The following is a 15,190-nucleotide window of genomic DNA, read 5'->3' as shown; positions in this document are numbered from 1 at the left end:
AAATATATAGTGATTAATTATATATACTTATAGTCTATCAAATCAAAAAACTTCAAACCATTTAAACTATAAGGTTTTTACTGATATTAGTTGCTAATGATTTATTAGCTATTTTTCTCTATTATTAACCATTACTATCTAGATCTAGCCCATCACTAATCTGATACCCAACTTCTTGCATCTCCGCTTTAAACTCTTCACTCTCTATAAGTTCTAACAATTTTTTAATCCGCGGCTCTTCTAGATAAGCTTTAGGAATAATCAACTTCAAGCCTAACTCAATCTGCCCTTCTTCTACAGCGTTTAATAAATCAGTAGGGGCCAATGAATTAATCCCTTTCCTTTTAGCTTCCTTACTAATTTTTTTATTGCAAAACCCTAAATTAACTCCTACAACCTCTTTATCTCCTAAGAACTTTTTTATCTTCGAGTAATCTCCCTCTACTGGAAAGTGAATAGCTGCTAACTGAACTTCATTTCTTCTTAAAGCAGTTAAAGCTCCTCGACTACCCAAATGTTGAAAGGTTAATCCTACTCCCTCTTTTTTCAGTCGATTTTTTAACAGATCAAGGGCCAAATCTCGGCTTCCAGCTACCAATAAGCTCTTATCAGCCTCTAACTTAGCAGTTAACAACTCAACCTTTACTTCCTGCCCACTTTCCAATCCTTCACTATACTCTGAAGAAACTAGCAATCCATCCGCTGCTACCAAAGAGCCCAAAACTCCTGCTGATCTAGCCAAGGGAGTAGCAATTAACTCCTCTCCAAATTGAGCTAACTTAACCCTGACAAATTCCTTATATCCCAAATCAGAAACTATCTTTTTGCTTAACTTAGCCTTTATCTTTTTAGAAGATGGCAGTTTTTGTCCTGCTAACCGATAAATCAACTCTCGAGCAAACAATCTAAAAGCTAAAGCAGAAGCAACTGGATAACCAGGCACACCCATCACAGGAGTATCAGCTATCACACCTAAAACCGTTGGCCCGCCTGGTCTAATACTAACACCATGAACTATTACTTCACCAAGCTCCTCAATAATGTCAGCAGTATAATCTTCTCGTCCAGCAGAAGATCCAGCAGTAATTACTACAAAATCACTTATAGCTACTGCTTCTATAACCTTTTTTCTTATCTTTTCATAATTATCAGCTACAATATTGCCTCGCTTTGGTTCTGCTCCCCAATTTTTAGCTAAACCACTTAAGACATGAGAATTAAATTCAATAATATCTCCTGGCTCTAGCTTTTCTTTGTCAGTTACCAATTCAGTGCCAGTTGGTATAATCTTTACTTTAGGTTGAACATAAACTTCCACCCGCTTAACATTACCTTCCAAAATCAGCCCCATCGCGTGAGGAGTAATCTCTTCTCCCTCTCCTAGGATTAACTGCCCAGCAATTAAACTTTCTCCTACTTTTCGAACATGTTGCCCTGAAGCAGCAGGTCTTTCAATTTGGGCCAACCCATCAACAATATTAACATCTTCAATCATAACCACCGCATCAAATTCCTCAGGTAATGGATCACCAGTATCGACTAACTGATACCCCTCTCCTTGAGTTAATTTAATAGGATTCCTTTCTGAAGCACCTGCTGTCAGTTGGGATTTTACTGCAATCCCATCCATTGCTGACGCAGGATAATGGGGGGACGAAGTCTGAGCTACTACTTTTCGAGCTAACTTTCTTCCTAAAGCCTCTCTAACATCTATCTGTTCTATCTTTGCTTTTAAATTCAATTTAGAATACCATTTTTCAATTGCTTGATCAAGAGGTAAATTATCAAGATAAATATTTCTACCCATTATAATTGCCTCCTTTCCTGAATACGGTTAAATTAAAAAAATACATTAACTCTATGTTAATTTAAGCTTTATTGATATACAGTGGCACTTTTCGTTCGTAAAAGAATGTGTTTTTGTAGGGAGCGACTCTCCGTGGTTGCCCGTGATTTAACATAGGCAGGCACAGAGACCTGCCCCTACAAATATCATTTCTACCCGCCAAATCAAAAGTACCACAATTTTATAATAAAATTTAATCAATACACCTAGGCTAAAATAATAACACCTGCACTTCAGCTCCCTTTTCTAACCCCTCTTTTCCTATACCAATTTTAATTACTCCATCTGCTTCAACCATAGTTGTAGCTAAACTTGATTTTCCTAAAATAGGTACTGCTATAATCGAATCAGCCTCTTTCTCTAACTTCACCCGAATATATTCCTCCCTACCTTTAACTGAAGCTAAATTGCGGCTTAAACTGGCAGTTAAATAATTCTGTTGGCCCAAATCATCTTGTAACCCAGCAAGCCTTTCAACTATCGGCTGCACTACAATTTTACAAACAGTCAAGGCTGATGTAGGATGACCTGGTAGACCAATTACTACAGTATCGTCTACTATTGCTAAAACAGTCGGCTTCCCTGGCTTAATAGCAATTCCATGAACCAACACTCCAGGCTCACCTAAATTATCCACTACCTCAAGTGTTAAATCTTTAGTTCCCACTGAACTCCCTCCTGATAAAACTACCACATCACTATTCTCTGTTGCTACCCGTAATTTGGCTTCTAATTCTTCTTTGCTATCTTTTATGATTCCTCCTTGAGACATCTTAGCTATCCCTTCAAGAGCACTTATAACAGCATAAGAGTTAATATCTCTGATCTCTCCAGGCTGTGGTCTTTGCTCAGGGTTGATTATTTCATCACCAGTGGCAAAAACAGTAACCCGAGGACGCTTATAAACTTCAACTTCCGTAATTCCCAACCCAGCTAAAGCACCTAAATCTTGTGGTCTAAGTTGCGATCCTTTTTTTAATAATGTCTCCCCTTGACTAATATCCTCCCCTTTTCTAACAATATTTTCTCCACTGCCCACAGCACGATTAATTTCAACTAATTCACTGCCTAATTTCTCAGTATATTCCACCATTAAAACAGCATCTGCTCCTTGTGGCAGCATTCCTCCTGTACTAATTCTAATTGCTTGTCCACTTTCTAAACCTTCTGTAGCTTCTTCTCCCATCAATACTTCTCCAACTAGACCAAGATAAACCTTATTACCTTCAGAAGCAGCAAAAGTGTCAGCAGCTTTAACTGCATAACCATCCATCGTTGCTCTAGTAAAAGGAGGAAGATCAAAAGGAGAGATGAAATCTTGACTTAAAATTCTCCCTTTAGCTTCTGTTATAGAAATCCTTTCTGTACCCAGACAAGCCCCTACTTTACTACTAAAAATCTCTTCAACCTCTTCAAGATTAATCAAATTAAATAAATTTGACATTCTTTCACCCCAACTCCACCTTAGTTTACAATGCATAGCTAAAAACTTTAAAATTAATATCATAAATGTTTAACTTTTAAACTCCGCTACTAATTGCTCTAAATCTGCCTGATAATTAACATTATAAAAGAGATATTCTGGGTTTACAATCTTTTTTAATTCTTCTTCATTAATAGTTTTAACTTTCACTTCAGAAAAAAAATTAGTTAACTTTAAATCCTTCATTTCTAACCTCTTCTTAATAGCGGGTAAACAATTTTTACTATAAACAGCAGCCAAAGGTTCTAAGCAATCACCTAACTGAGAAATCAAGAGATCGTAATCTCGCTTTTGCTCTTGTAAGAATTTAAGATAAGCGCCATTAATACAAGGCATATCACAAGCCAACAAAAAATTATACTGGGCCGAAGAATAATTCAACCCAGTATATAAACCACCTAAAGGCCCTTGATATGGAATAATATCCTTTACTAACTCAACCCCTTCTAGAAAAGAATAATCTTTCTTGTTATTAACTACTACATAAACTTTATCAAAATTTTTCTTTAAAATCCTACTAATTCGCTCAATTAATCTCTGTCCACCCAATTTAGCTAATGCCTTATTAGTTCCAAAACGAGAACTCTCTCCTCCAGCCAATAAAATTGCATTCATAATCTCTAACATCCTTTGTATTAGTAATAAATATCAGAAGAAAATAATTTTACAGCCCTTTTAGCAAAATCAATAACCAATAAAATTTCTTTAACACTTGTAGATATGTCTCAGTGCACTGTCAAAGCCTTTAATTTTTCAAAGTTAAACTTGAGTTAATCCTTGAATGAAAAATTATAAATTCTGCAAAATTAAATCTCAATTTATTTTCTATAATTAACTATTTAACCTTATATTTTATAAGATAAGATGATCTATAATCCCTCTCGTTCATTCTTCATTCTTGTAAATATCTCTCTTAATGTAGCTGTCAACCAAAACAAAATTAAGATAGCAGAAATTATTTCAGAAATAGGAAAAGCAAACCATAAAACATCTAAACTATATAATTGCCCTAATAGATACATTATCGGTAATAAGAGAATTATCTGACGTAAAAAAGAAAGTACTAAGCTAGGAATCCCTTTTCCTAATGCTTGAAAGGTAGTCGAAGCAATGATAGCCGGGCCAATGACCGGAAATGCTAAACTTATTCGGCGTAAAGCAACCTCCCCAATCTCTAATAACTCTGGTGTATCATTAAATAACAGAATTAACTCCCTTGGGAATAACTGAAATATAACAAAACCAGCTCCTGTAAAAACTGAACTGAGCAATAGACCATACTTGATTGTTTTCTTCATTCGCTTTGGATTTTTATGGCCATAATTATAACCAAGAATCGGCATATAAGCCTGCCCTAGTCCAAAAATTGGCATAAAAAAGAAAGACTGTAACCTAAAATAGATACCTGCTACTGCAATAGCTACAGTACTAAACCCTCCAACAATAATATTCATTACAGCAATCATAACACTTGATAGTAATTGCATAACCATTGCTGGTAAACCAACTTCATAAATTTCTTTGATAATCTCAAAATCAAACTTGAAGTCTTTAAAATTAAATTTAACCTGCGTTTTAGGACTAAAAAGAATCAAACTAATCAAGACCCCACCAACAAATTTAGAAAAGATACTGGCAATAGCAGCCCCCTCTATTCCCAATTCAGGAAAGATACCAATTCCAAAAATTAAAAAAGGATCTATAATAATATTTAAAACCCCTCCTACTACCAAACCTAACATTGGAACAAAGGTATTTCCCTCTCCTCTCAGTATGTTATTTGCTATCATAGGATAAAAGAGAGCAATAGAACCAATTAACATAATTCTAATATAGCTTGTCCCCATCTCAATTAATACCTGCTCAGAGGTGAATAACCGAATTAAATTATCAGAATAAAAATAACCGATTAATCCAACAATTATACCATAAAATAGAATGATAATTACTGTATGTTCTGCTACTTCGTTGGCCCTGTTTTCCTCCCCTTCTCCTAGTAGTCTTGAAATTAAAGAACTAGTTCCAATTCCTGTTCCAACTGCAATTGCAATCAAGACTATTTGTATAGGAAAGGCTAAAGATAAAGCTGATAAAGCCTCTTGACTACTACGTCCAACATAAATACTATCTACTACATTATATAAAGCCTGAGTACTCATCCCAATAATTGAAGGTACCGATAATTTAAATAATAATTTCAAAATTTTTTCTTGCCCTAATCGTTCCGAATTACTATTGACTGCCACTTCAAATTCTCCTTTTAGTATTTATAAACTAACTTCTTTATACTCTTTATTATTAATTATTAACTATTACAATCAACTTTAACTTAAATCTAAATTTAAAACCGCTCAAATAACTATAACTTATTATTATTATACCGTACTTGTTCAAAATTTAAAGATGCTCTTCCTTAACATACATAGATTATAACAAAAATAGACCCCTTAAATTTAACACTTTCTATCAGGTCAACAGAAAACTCTTCTCCTTCTTATAGGGAGTATTATATCATAAGGTTAAAACTATTTGAAGATATTTATCCCTTGACCATTACACAACAATTTATTAACCACTTAATAAAAAAGAATACTCTGTTATTAATAACAGAGTATTCTTCGTTAGACATTTATTTTAAAATAATTTTTACTTTAAGCCAGCTTTTTCTAAAGCTAGCTCTGCAGCTTCAATCCAACCATTAGAACTACCAGTAGCTCCAGAGTATACATCTACATCAGCACTATTAGCTGATACTTTTCTTGCAGCTTGCTCAACCCTAGCTTCGTTGTAAGCCTCATGTTGATAATCGTCAGGCTTATACTCACCATCTCTTGATTCATTAAGTTCAACTTCGATAATATCTCCATCTTCTACTGTTACCCAAGCTACAAAGTGGCTACCTCTTTCATTCTTATCAGTAAACGCTGCATAAGTACCATCAAATTCTGTAACACCTTGAGCTTTCTGAAGTGCCATATCTACTGCTTCCATAGACATATTAGTTGTACTAGTAGCACCGGAAACAATATCTACTTCTGAATCATTAGCCTCTACAAAGCTATCTGGTAATATGTCCATAGCCTCATGCCAAGCTTCATAGTGATAATCTTCTCCTTTAGCTTCACCAGGCTGTAGTTGATATTCTGTTAATTCTACTGCTACAATCTCATCTCCTTCAATTGTAACTAAAGCTTCCACATAACCTCTAGCACTAGCTTGTGAATAACCTACATATTCACCATCTTCTAAAAGTGATGCATCAGTTTCTTCAACTTCTTCTCCTGTACACCCAACTAATACAAGTGTTGCTACTACCAATAATGCTGCTAAAATAAATACAGATCTTTTCTTAAACATAACTTATTCCCTCCTAAAGAATTTTTAATAGTGTAAAGCAAATAATACTAGCATTTCTAATAGAAACTTATGGTGGCTTATGATGCTATTAAATCATTGAGATTGTCATAACTTACACAAGCAATCGATTAAGATAAGTTATTTTATCTTAATCAATCCTAAGCTTATCTCCTACTATAATTCTCCAGGATGATTAAAACCTAAATCTACTAAACTACTCAATTACATAATTCATAGAAAAAATACTGATTTACTATATCATTACAAAAATATTATATCTTATTGCAATAAATAAATCAAGAAGTTTTAATTGTTTTTATTGTTATAATTTTTATAATTCTCCTAAAATAATTTCATGTGAATAAATATTATTGAAAATCACTTGATCTTATTTGTATCTACATTAACTTAAAAGAAGAATACAGTTTAAATTTTAGAGTTGATAAAAAAGACTTTACAATCGAGGCTTCCAATACTTAATTTCTCTAATAGGTATTTTAATCTGATCATCTATAATTCTATAATCTACCGCCACAGGTGGATACTCCATACAAGCAGCAGTACCTCTAATTCCTACTCGATTTTCAATGTTGTAAGTTGTATTACATCTATTGCAGACTACAGTGTCATCTTTTAAATGTAATCTTCTACCTCCACAAGGTTCGCACAAACTAGTACCGACAAATAATCTTCCTGTTGGAGTTATATATGCTATTAATGGAACCAAACTACCTATTTTATTCTCTACTTCAAAAAAGATTATATTCTTTTGATCAACTCTCTTTAATGAAAAATAAATATACTCATCACCAGCCTCAGGAGAAATCTCTGTCATATAAACCTCTTGCCCTTGATAGCTTCTTGCTTCAACTATTGGGTCACCAATCAACCTGTTGAAATCAGTTGATTCTGTAAAGCTTTCTAACCCTCCATTATTTATCCAAGCCCTTCCCGTTAAGAATATAACAGCTATTAGAACTATTAAACCAAAAATTTTATTATTGCCTTTAGCCATCCTAATCAACCTCCTCACAATCAATTACAATATATTTATTAAATGACCAACTACAAGCATCTCATCAACTCCACTAACAGCAATCCAATAAACTTTATTTCCCTGTTGATAATAATAATAGTTTAGACCTTCTTTTTGAGTAAAATAGATTTTTTCTCCACTAATCATGAAAAAATTTGTCTCCGCAAACTGCTCATTTGCTTTTATTTCATTATTTATCTCTTCAATCTCACGGAAACTATCTAACTCAGAAATAAAGACTTTAACTTCTCCTCGTCCAGCATTACTATAATAACCTGCATAACCATCAAGCAATTCTAAATCGATCTCTAAATCTTTATTTATCTCTATTATTGCTTCCTGACCAACTAAAAATTCATCTAATTGTAAATCTATAATTCTTTTAGGAAAACCAGCTTCATTAACTTCTACCTCAACTTCAGTTTGTTGATTGGAATCTTTTCTGTTATTTCCCCCAAATACCTCTTCTAGAGGAATTCCTTCCTTTTGATCAGTAGTCCATCTAACTTGACTAGTTAAGATCATACCCACTACCAATCCAACACCTAAAATTAAAAGTAAAAACTTCTCTAAATTTTTATTCATCCTTAGCCCCCTCTCTTTATCACTCAACTAATTTAGTCCAAACTATCTTTAAGAAATTTAATCTCTTTCTCTAATTTTTTCTGCTTTTGACCTATACTAGCTGTATAAAAAAAGATTAGAACCCAAATAATTAGATAACCGATCAATAAGTAATTAAAATAGTCCATTTTATACCTCCTTAATTTAATGGCATTGCTTTCGTAATAATTCTTTAAACTCCTTTATTTGTTCAGCTAATAATTCTACTTTAACCCTCTTAATTAATAAATAAAAATAAAGTAAACTAAAAGCAGCTACACTAACAAATAAAGTATGGAGCATTAAAGGATTTATGCTAGAACCTCCTCCTTCAATCACCTGAGGATGAATAGAACGCCACCATCTAATCGACATAAAGACAATCGGTACATTGATAAAGCCGATAATTCCAAAGATAGCTGCTAATAACCCTGTCTTTTCATCTTCCGCTGAAAGTCTGATCAAAATATAAGCAAGATAAATAAACCATAAAATCAAAGTAGTTGTTAAGCGAGGATCCCAAGTCCACCATCTGTTCCAAATCGGTCTAGCCCAGATTGGCCCGGTAATTAAGACAATAGTAGTAAAGATAACCCCTATCTCCGCTGAAGCTAAACTGATGGCACTAGATATTCGATCACGTTTCTTTAGATATATGATACTAGTCACAAAGACTACAAAAAAAGCAAAAAAAGCAACCCAAGCTGATGCTAAATGATAATAAAATAAGCGTTGAATATCACCCATTATCCTCTCTCTTGGAGCATAAATAAAGATCATATACAAGCTTAAAGCCACTACTATAAATGTTGACCATTTTAGTACTTGCTCTAATTTATCTTTAACAACCTCTTGCTTAACCATACTTACACCTCCATTAAAAAATCAAACAACATAAAAGGAACTACTGTAAAAATCAGATCATAAACTATAATTAAGTTCAACCAGGAAACAACTTCAGTAATTCCAGCACCTTCTTCTACCACACCTGCTGTCAACTCTACAACTCCAATTATTAATGGTACAATCATCGGCAAAAGAATAACCGGTAATAAAACTTCACTACCATCTATATTAGAAGTCAAAGCTGCTAAAAATGTTCCAATCGCCACAAAACCAAAAGTACCCAAAAAGATAACGATTACTAATTGCCAGAGAGGGCCAGCTATACTATACCCAAATAAAATCATCAAAAAAAATAGAGCAACTGCCTCTATAATAAACATTAATGTTAAATTAGCAATCAACTTCCCAAAATAAATGACACTTTTGTCAACTGGACAGAGTATCAAACCAAAGATGCTATTATTATACTTTTCAATCATGAAAGAACGATTAAGACATAATAAACCGGAAAAGATAAATATGACCCACATAACCCCTGGGAAAACCCCTTCCAATTCTGTTCCAGCAGGATCAAAAACAAAGGCAAAAATAACTATTACTAACAAAGCAAAAACGATCATCGAAGCTAACATATCTTTAGTTCTCAACTCAACTTTTAAGTCTTTCCATACTACAGTTTTTATTTGTTGTAAATACTTCATAGCCTACCACCTAATAACCCACTATACTTTTCTTTCAGTTCTGTTGTTGTAAATTCTTGGCTGTTAGCTGCAAATTCGATTCTACCATCGATTAAGATTAAAAATTGATCTGATATCTTTAATCCTTGCTGTAAGTTATGGGTCACTGTAACTATCGTTCTTCCTTGTTCATTTAATTTTTTGACTATTCCATTTAACATTTCGATTGCATGCTGGTCTAAACCAGTATAAGGTTCATCTAATAATAGTAACTTAGGTAAATGTAAGATAGCTCTAGCAATTGCTAAACGCTGCTTCATTCCTCTTGAAAATGTAGCTACAAAATCATGTAAACAATACTTAAGTCCTACCTCTTTGATCACCCTGAAAATTCTATTATCAAGATCAGTTATGCTATACATTTTTCCATAAAACTCTAAGTTTTCATAAGCAGTTAACTTATCGTAAAAAAAAGTTTCATGAGAGATCAAACCAACTTGCTCTTTGATAATTATTGAATCTTCAATAATATCTTGGCCCATAATCTCAATTCTTCCTGTAGTAGGATTAGTAGCTGTAGATAATAAGTTTAATAATGTTGTCTTTCCTGCACCATTTGGCCCAAAAATACTTAAAATTTCACCTTCTGTTAGATTAAAGTCGATTCCAGTTAAGAGTTCTTTTCCATTAAGCTTCTTTTTTAAGTTATTAACAGCCAATGCTATTTTAGCTTTCATGCACTCAACTCCCTTATTGATTCTTATCTACTATCAACTGCTGAAAGCTTTTTTTAAAACATCGATATTTCTTTTCTGATACTTTTCCCATCAATTTATCAAGCTCTAACTCATCTAATAAAGTAAAAATCTCTGTTTGTTGCAGCTTTTCTTTCTTCTTTAATTCAATAATCTTCTGTTGGTAATTGATATAATCATCTTCAAAGAAAGGATAACCTAATAAGTAAATAACTAAACTAGCTATTATCAGACCAGCTATACCAACTACTGCTGACATTAAACCACCTCCTAGAAGTTCAGTTAATAATTAATAATGAATAACTAATAGTTAAAGAACAAATTCAAAAGATAAGATTAAAACAAATTAAATTAAACAATTAGACAGATTCTTTTATTAATTCTTTATAATACTTCTTCTCATTAGGCCATAAAGCAATTATCGTTCCGATCACTAATAACCTCATACCCCAAAATACCCAACCAACTACTGGATTACTAACTATCCAAAAAGTAGCTTCTTCTCCACCTTTATCCCAGCCAGCTAGAACTAAATATAAATCTTCTCTAATATTTCTTCTGAAATCAATTTGAGCACTCGAATCTTCTTCAGTTGGATCTCCAAAATATTCCTGAGCTGGCCTTAATAAATCATATTCTGCTCCATTCTTTGTAACATCAATTTCAGCAAAAACGGTTACCTTATGATCAGTTTCAGCAAGCTTTAATCCATTATAAGTTAGCTCATAATCCATAAATTTAATAACCTCATCTTGATTAACAGTTACCTGTATATCCTCTTGATAAGCGCTAGAACCTGCAATCCCAAATACCATCATAATAATTGCTATATGAACCATATATCCTCCGTATTTTCTCCGATCTGCAGCCGTTAATCTGATAAAAGCAGTTATAAACCCTTCTTTTTGCCCCTTCATCCTTGCTTTAATTCCACGATAAATATCAATTATTGTAACTACCACTACAAAGAATGAAGCTGTAATAGCTAACATAGCAGAAAAGTTTCTAACTCTCATTAAAAAATAAATGCCAAATCCAAATAGATGGGCCAACACTAACGGTACAGCAAACCTCTTTTTTAAGATATCTATGGATAGATTCCCCCATGGTAGATATGTCCCCAAACCCATTAGCAATACCATGCTAATCCATAATGGAATAGTAGCTTGATTAAAAAACTCTTGCCCTAACTCAACCTGCCTGCCTTGAATAAATTGTGAAATCAATGGATAAGTAGTACCAAAAAAGACAACTGCTGCAATAATACATATCAACCAATTATTAATTAAGAATGTATTTTCTTTAGAAACAAATGGAAATTCATATTCCTTGCTCTTAAGACTCTTAAAACGCCAAACAAATAAAGATAAACTAATTATAGTAGTTAAACTCATAAAAAATAAGAAATAAGTCCCTGTATCTCCTTCTGAAAAAGCATGTACAGAGGCTAAAATCCCACTTCTAGCCAAAAATGTACCAAAGATAGTCAAAATAAAACTAACAATTACCAATGAAGCATTCCAGACTTTAAAAACACCTTTCTTTTCCTGAATAATCAATGAATGTAAAAAGGCTGTAATTGTCAACCAAGGAAATAAAGAAGCATTTTCAATTGGATCCCAAGCCCAATAACCTCCCCAACCCAGCTCAACATAAGCCCATTCTCCACCAGAAACCATACCAATTGTTAAGAAAAGCCAAGTAAATAAAGTCCACCTTCTAACTACCTTAACCCAAGCCTCCCCTTTCAGATCTAAAATCAAATCAGCAATTAAGTAAGCAAAAGGAACAGCAACCCCCACATAACCTAAAAACTGGGTTATAGGATGAACTATCATCCCTATATTCTGTAACATTGGATTTAAACCAGCTCCATCTCTAATCAAAAAGTCAGGCTGCGTAAAAGGACTACTATCAAAATTCAACAATATTGAAAAAAATAATCCAATCAATAAAATAACTAAACTAGCATAAGGCTTTAACTTTGCTTTTAGTGGATCTTTAGAAAAAGCAACAACTACTCCATAAATTGATAATAACCAAAACCATAGCAACAAAGAACCACTATTACCAGCCCAAAAAGCTGCTAACTTATAAACTAATGGTAAGTTTCTACTAGTATAACGAGCTACATATTCAATAGAAAAATCACTAACCCCTAATACATAAAATAAAATTACCGAAGCAATTGTAACAAGGATTGCATTCGCAAACACACCATTATGAGCACTCTTAATTAATCTTTTATTCTTTAATTTCAATCCTAATAAATAAGCAGTTATTGAATATAGAATAACTATTAATGACAACCACAAAACTGTAGAACCAATTTTAAGCATTATAACCCCTCCTCTATAAGTACAATTAATAATTAACATTTAATCACTAGCGTTGCATCGTTTTTTATAAAAAGTTCTTGAAAAAATAAAACTCCTTTGATTAAATGGATACGTACCCCCCAGTACAAAATCCATGAAATCAAAGGAGATGAAATCATGAATAATTGTACCATACTTTTGACTAAACTTCTAGATGTTATTGATAGAAACTTTTTGAAAGGTCTAATTGATAAATATAACTCAGATTATAAGGTTCATAAATTAACAACAGAAGTTCATCTATTATACCTACTTTATTTTCATCTTACTAAAAAAGAAAGTCTAGAAGATTTTATTTGTGATTTAGAAAATAATAATCAACTAAATAGAACATTACCTAAAATAAGCAAATCTCAGTTATCTCGTAAAAATGAAAGTAGACCTCATGAGATATTCTTTGAAATTTTCCAACACCTATTTGATAAGCTTAACGCTAATAAGGGGCTTCAAGAAGCTTTAAAAGAAATTGGTTTTGTGAAAATCTTAGATTCTTCAACTATAAGTTTATGTTTGTCATTATTTCCTTGGGCTAAATTTAGAAGCACTAAAGGTGGAATTAAACTTCATACTTTATATGATTTGAATACTAATGCCCCAGAAAATATAATAATAAGCGATGCTATAATTCATGACAAAGAAATATTTGATAATCTGACCTTTAACCCTAGCTATACTTATCTCTTTGATAGAGCTTATATAAAGTATCAAAAGTTTGATGAGTTTATAGATAATGATATCTATTTTGTAACTAGAGCAAAATCTAATACTAAAGTTGAAATCATTAGATTTTTAGATTTAAATGCCAAAGATAAAGAAGCAAATGTTATATTAGATGCTGATATAATGCTAGGTGATCATACTTCAAAAACTAGAATGAAACAGGAAATAAGATTAGTTAGAGTAAAAACAACTGATCGAAATGGCAATGAAAAAAGTATTGATATTTTAACTAACCGCTTTGATTTGGATGCTCATGTAATAGCCTATCTATATAAAAAACGATGGCAAATAGAGCTATTTTTCAAGTGGATCAAGCAACATCTAAAAATAAAGAACTTTTTTGGACAAAATAAAAATGCTGTCTTAACACAGGTTTATAGTGCTGTAATCTTATTTTTAATTTTAAAATTACTTGAAAAAGAATCTAAATTCAAAGGGAGTTTACTTAAACTCACTAGAAAGATAAAGTATTCCATTTGTTCAGTTACAACAAATGATTTCAATTGGAATAAATGGATTAACAGTAGTTGATAAAATTTTACTACCTAAAACCCTAGGCTAATAGAATTTCTTCTAGAAATATATTCTAAATTTTACTTTTAATATAGAACAAGGACTACTTTCAAAGTAATAATTACTTTGAAAAGTCTACTAAGTTATAAATTTTTGATTACTAATTTGATTTGGTTGAGTTAGTAAATCTATATTTTTTAACAATGCAACGATAGTGACATTTAATATTGAATAATTTTAAGACCAATAGTTAACTTCTTCTCTAATTATTAAATATTAATTATTCAGTATTAAATACTTTAAAAATTTTGCTCTATCTGATCAGAATGTTCCTCTCTCCTCTCTTTAAGCTCCGCTTCATATCTAGAGGGACATTGAATTAATAACTCATCAGCTGCTATATACTCTCCATTAACAAATTCACCTTCCACAATAACTGCTTGGCCACCTTCAAAATTATCCGGTTTAACACCTTGATATTTGATAGGGATTCTTTGCTCTGTCTTTTCTCCTTCTTTAATTTTAAATTTCAACTTTATCTCTTGAGAATTCCAATCTATCGAATCACCTACAATCAATCCAGATACCTTAAGTCGTTGATTATAAAACTCTTCCGCCTCTGCATAAACCTCCTCGATAGTCAAATAATAGCTAGAAAAGCTATTAACTCCTGTAACAATTAGATAAAGAACACCTACTGCTAATAGCAACAAGCCAATTCTAACCTTTAATTTTTTACTCACACTCTCTTCCTCCTAAAGCTAATTACTGCGTTTAGCTAAATTAAGCCTCTTATCACACTACCTAACAAACCACTAAATACCTCTTCATTTCTATCAGGCCACCTTCCCTACCCTCAAACTGATTAACTAACTAAACTCTTCTAACATAATTACTCTATAACTATATCTTAACTAAATCAGATAATTTAATACCTCTTTATGCTATAATTTCATAATTATTTTGTTGATAT

At 32.4% G+C, this 15,190-nt stretch carries 15 protein-coding genes; 1 reads left to right on the top strand and 14 read right to left on the bottom strand.

The features are described 5' to 3' along the window. Positions 1-124 precede the first annotated feature (124 nt). The 13 genes from ACKF5P_RS00780 to ACKF5P_RS00720 form a co-directional block, all read right to left on the bottom strand. On the bottom strand, positions 125-1,807 hold the full coding sequence (locus ACKF5P_RS00780; RefSeq protein WP_408955611.1) for a molybdenum cofactor synthesis domain-containing protein: 1,683 nt from the start codon (positions 1,805-1,807) through the stop codon (positions 125-127). Positions 1,808-2,057: 250 nt separating this feature from the next. Then, positions 2,058-3,290: a gephyrin-like molybdotransferase Glp gene (gene glp / locus ACKF5P_RS00775; RefSeq protein ID WP_408955610.1), complete on the bottom strand. Its 1,233-nt coding sequence runs from the start codon at positions 3,288-3,290 to the stop codon at positions 2,058-2,060. A 69-nt stretch (positions 3,291-3,359) separates the two neighbouring features. Continuing rightward, complete coding sequence (locus tag ACKF5P_RS00770) at positions 3,360-3,944, bottom strand: molybdenum cofactor guanylyltransferase (RefSeq protein WP_408955609.1); 585 nt, start codon at positions 3,942-3,944, stop codon at positions 3,360-3,362. 254 nt (positions 3,945-4,198) lie between these two features. Then, positions 4,199-5,575, bottom strand: coding sequence for an MATE family efflux transporter (locus ACKF5P_RS00765; protein WP_408955608.1), 1,377 nt, complete (start codon positions 5,573-5,575; stop codon positions 4,199-4,201). A 400-nt stretch (positions 5,576-5,975) separates the two neighbouring features. Then, positions 5,976-6,686 carry an FMN-binding protein gene (locus tag ACKF5P_RS00760; protein WP_408955607.1) on the bottom strand — a complete coding sequence of 237 codons (711 nt, stop codon included), beginning with the start codon at positions 6,684-6,686 and terminating at the stop codon, positions 5,976-5,978. A gap of 454 nt (positions 6,687-7,140) precedes the next feature. Then, positions 7,141-7,701, bottom strand: coding sequence for a Fe-S-containing protein (locus tag ACKF5P_RS00755; RefSeq protein WP_408955606.1), 561 nt, complete (start codon positions 7,699-7,701; stop codon positions 7,141-7,143). Between the two features lie 24 nt (positions 7,702-7,725). Continuing rightward, positions 7,726-8,307, bottom strand: a complete 582-nt coding sequence (locus ACKF5P_RS00750) for a hypothetical protein (RefSeq protein WP_408955605.1) — start codon at positions 8,305-8,307, stop codon at positions 7,726-7,728. 32 nt (positions 8,308-8,339) lie between these two features. Then, the gene (locus ACKF5P_RS00745; protein WP_408955604.1) at positions 8,340-8,474 is read right to left on the bottom strand and encodes a CcmD family protein; all 135 of its coding nucleotides are present in this window, start codon (positions 8,472-8,474) and stop codon (positions 8,340-8,342) included. A 16-nt stretch (positions 8,475-8,490) separates the two neighbouring features. Next, the gene (locus ACKF5P_RS00740) at positions 8,491-9,189 is read right to left on the bottom strand and encodes a cytochrome c biogenesis protein (protein ID WP_408955603.1); all 699 of its coding nucleotides are present in this window, start codon (positions 9,187-9,189) and stop codon (positions 8,491-8,493) included. A gap of 2 nt (positions 9,190-9,191) precedes the next feature. Next, positions 9,192-9,872 carry a heme exporter protein CcmB gene (locus tag ACKF5P_RS00735; protein WP_408955602.1) on the bottom strand — a complete coding sequence of 227 codons (681 nt, stop codon included), beginning with the start codon at positions 9,870-9,872 and terminating at the stop codon, positions 9,192-9,194. After that, positions 9,869-10,588 carry a heme ABC exporter ATP-binding protein CcmA gene (ccmA, locus tag ACKF5P_RS00730; RefSeq protein ID WP_408955601.1) on the bottom strand — a complete coding sequence of 240 codons (720 nt, stop codon included), beginning with the start codon at positions 10,586-10,588 and terminating at the stop codon, positions 9,869-9,871. The genes ACKF5P_RS00735 and ccmA overlap by 4 nt, the downstream gene beginning before the upstream one ends. Before the next feature lie 13 nt (positions 10,589-10,601). Continuing rightward, positions 10,602-10,865 carry a hypothetical protein gene (locus ACKF5P_RS00725; RefSeq protein WP_408955600.1) on the bottom strand — a complete coding sequence of 88 codons (264 nt, stop codon included), beginning with the start codon at positions 10,863-10,865 and terminating at the stop codon, positions 10,602-10,604. 100 nt (positions 10,866-10,965) lie between these two features. Beyond that, positions 10,966-12,945: a heme lyase CcmF/NrfE family subunit gene (locus ACKF5P_RS00720; RefSeq protein WP_408955599.1), complete on the bottom strand. Its 1,980-nt coding sequence runs from the start codon at positions 12,943-12,945 to the stop codon at positions 10,966-10,968. A gap of 156 nt (positions 12,946-13,101) precedes the next feature. Between ACKF5P_RS00720 and ACKF5P_RS00715 the strand changes: the two genes are divergently transcribed. Continuing rightward, positions 13,102-14,235, top strand: a complete 1,134-nt coding sequence (locus tag ACKF5P_RS00715; protein WP_408955598.1) for an IS4 family transposase — start codon at positions 13,102-13,104, stop codon at positions 14,233-14,235. Between the two features lie 281 nt (positions 14,236-14,516). Here the strand turns inward: ACKF5P_RS00715 and ACKF5P_RS00710 are convergent, their stop codons facing one another. Then, positions 14,517-14,960: a cytochrome c maturation protein CcmE gene (locus ACKF5P_RS00710; protein WP_408955597.1), complete on the bottom strand. Its 444-nt coding sequence runs from the start codon at positions 14,958-14,960 to the stop codon at positions 14,517-14,519. Positions 14,961-15,190 lie beyond the last annotated feature (230 nt).

The sequence above is a fragment of the Natroniella sp. ANB-PHB2 genome, assembly GCF_046097105.1.
Classification (GTDB): Bacteria; Bacillota; Halanaerobiia; order Halobacteroidales; family Halobacteroidaceae; genus Natroniella.
Note: the sequence above shows the minus strand (reverse complement) of the source record. Positions and strands in the feature narration are given on the sequence as shown.

Bases quoted from the DNA above. Each gene is read 5' to 3' on its own strand.
- ACKF5P_RS00780 (WP_408955611.1), bottom strand. From the start codon at position 1,807: ATGGGTAGAAATATTTATCTTGATAATTTACCTCTTGATCAAGCAATT.
- ACKF5P_RS00770 (WP_408955609.1), bottom strand. From the start codon at position 3,944: ATGAATGCAATTTTATTGGCTGGAGGAGAGAGTTCTCGTTTTGGAACT.
- glp (WP_408955610.1), bottom strand. From the start codon at position 3,290: ATGTCAAATTTATTTAATTTGATTAATCTTGAAGAGGTTGAAGAGATT.
- ACKF5P_RS00735 (WP_408955602.1), bottom strand. From the start codon at position 9,872: ATGAAGTATTTACAACAAATAAAAACTGTAGTATGGAAAGACTTAAAA.
- ACKF5P_RS00720 (WP_408955599.1), bottom strand. From the start codon at position 12,945: ATGCTTAAAATTGGTTCTACAGTTTTGTGGTTGTCATTAATAGTTATT.
- ACKF5P_RS00760 (WP_408955607.1), bottom strand. From the start codon at position 6,686: ATGTTTAAGAAAAGATCTGTATTTATTTTAGCAGCATTATTGGTAGTA.
- ACKF5P_RS00740 (WP_408955603.1), bottom strand. From the start codon at position 9,189: ATGGTTAAGCAAGAGGTTGTTAAAGATAAATTAGAGCAAGTACTAAAA.
- ACKF5P_RS00745 (WP_408955604.1), bottom strand. From the start codon at position 8,474: ATGGACTATTTTAATTACTTATTGATCGGTTATCTAATTATTTGGGTT.
- ccmA (WP_408955601.1), bottom strand. From the start codon at position 10,588: ATGAAAGCTAAAATAGCATTGGCTGTTAATAACTTAAAAAAGAAGCTT.
- ACKF5P_RS00725 (WP_408955600.1), bottom strand. From the start codon at position 10,865: ATGTCAGCAGTAGTTGGTATAGCTGGTCTGATAATAGCTAGTTTAGTT.
- ACKF5P_RS00750 (WP_408955605.1), bottom strand. From the start codon at position 8,307: ATGAATAAAAATTTAGAGAAGTTTTTACTTTTAATTTTAGGTGTTGGA.
- ACKF5P_RS00755 (WP_408955606.1), bottom strand. From the start codon at position 7,701: ATGGCTAAAGGCAATAATAAAATTTTTGGTTTAATAGTTCTAATAGCT.
- ACKF5P_RS00715 (WP_408955598.1), top strand. From the start codon at position 13,102: ATGAATAATTGTACCATACTTTTGACTAAACTTCTAGATGTTATTGAT.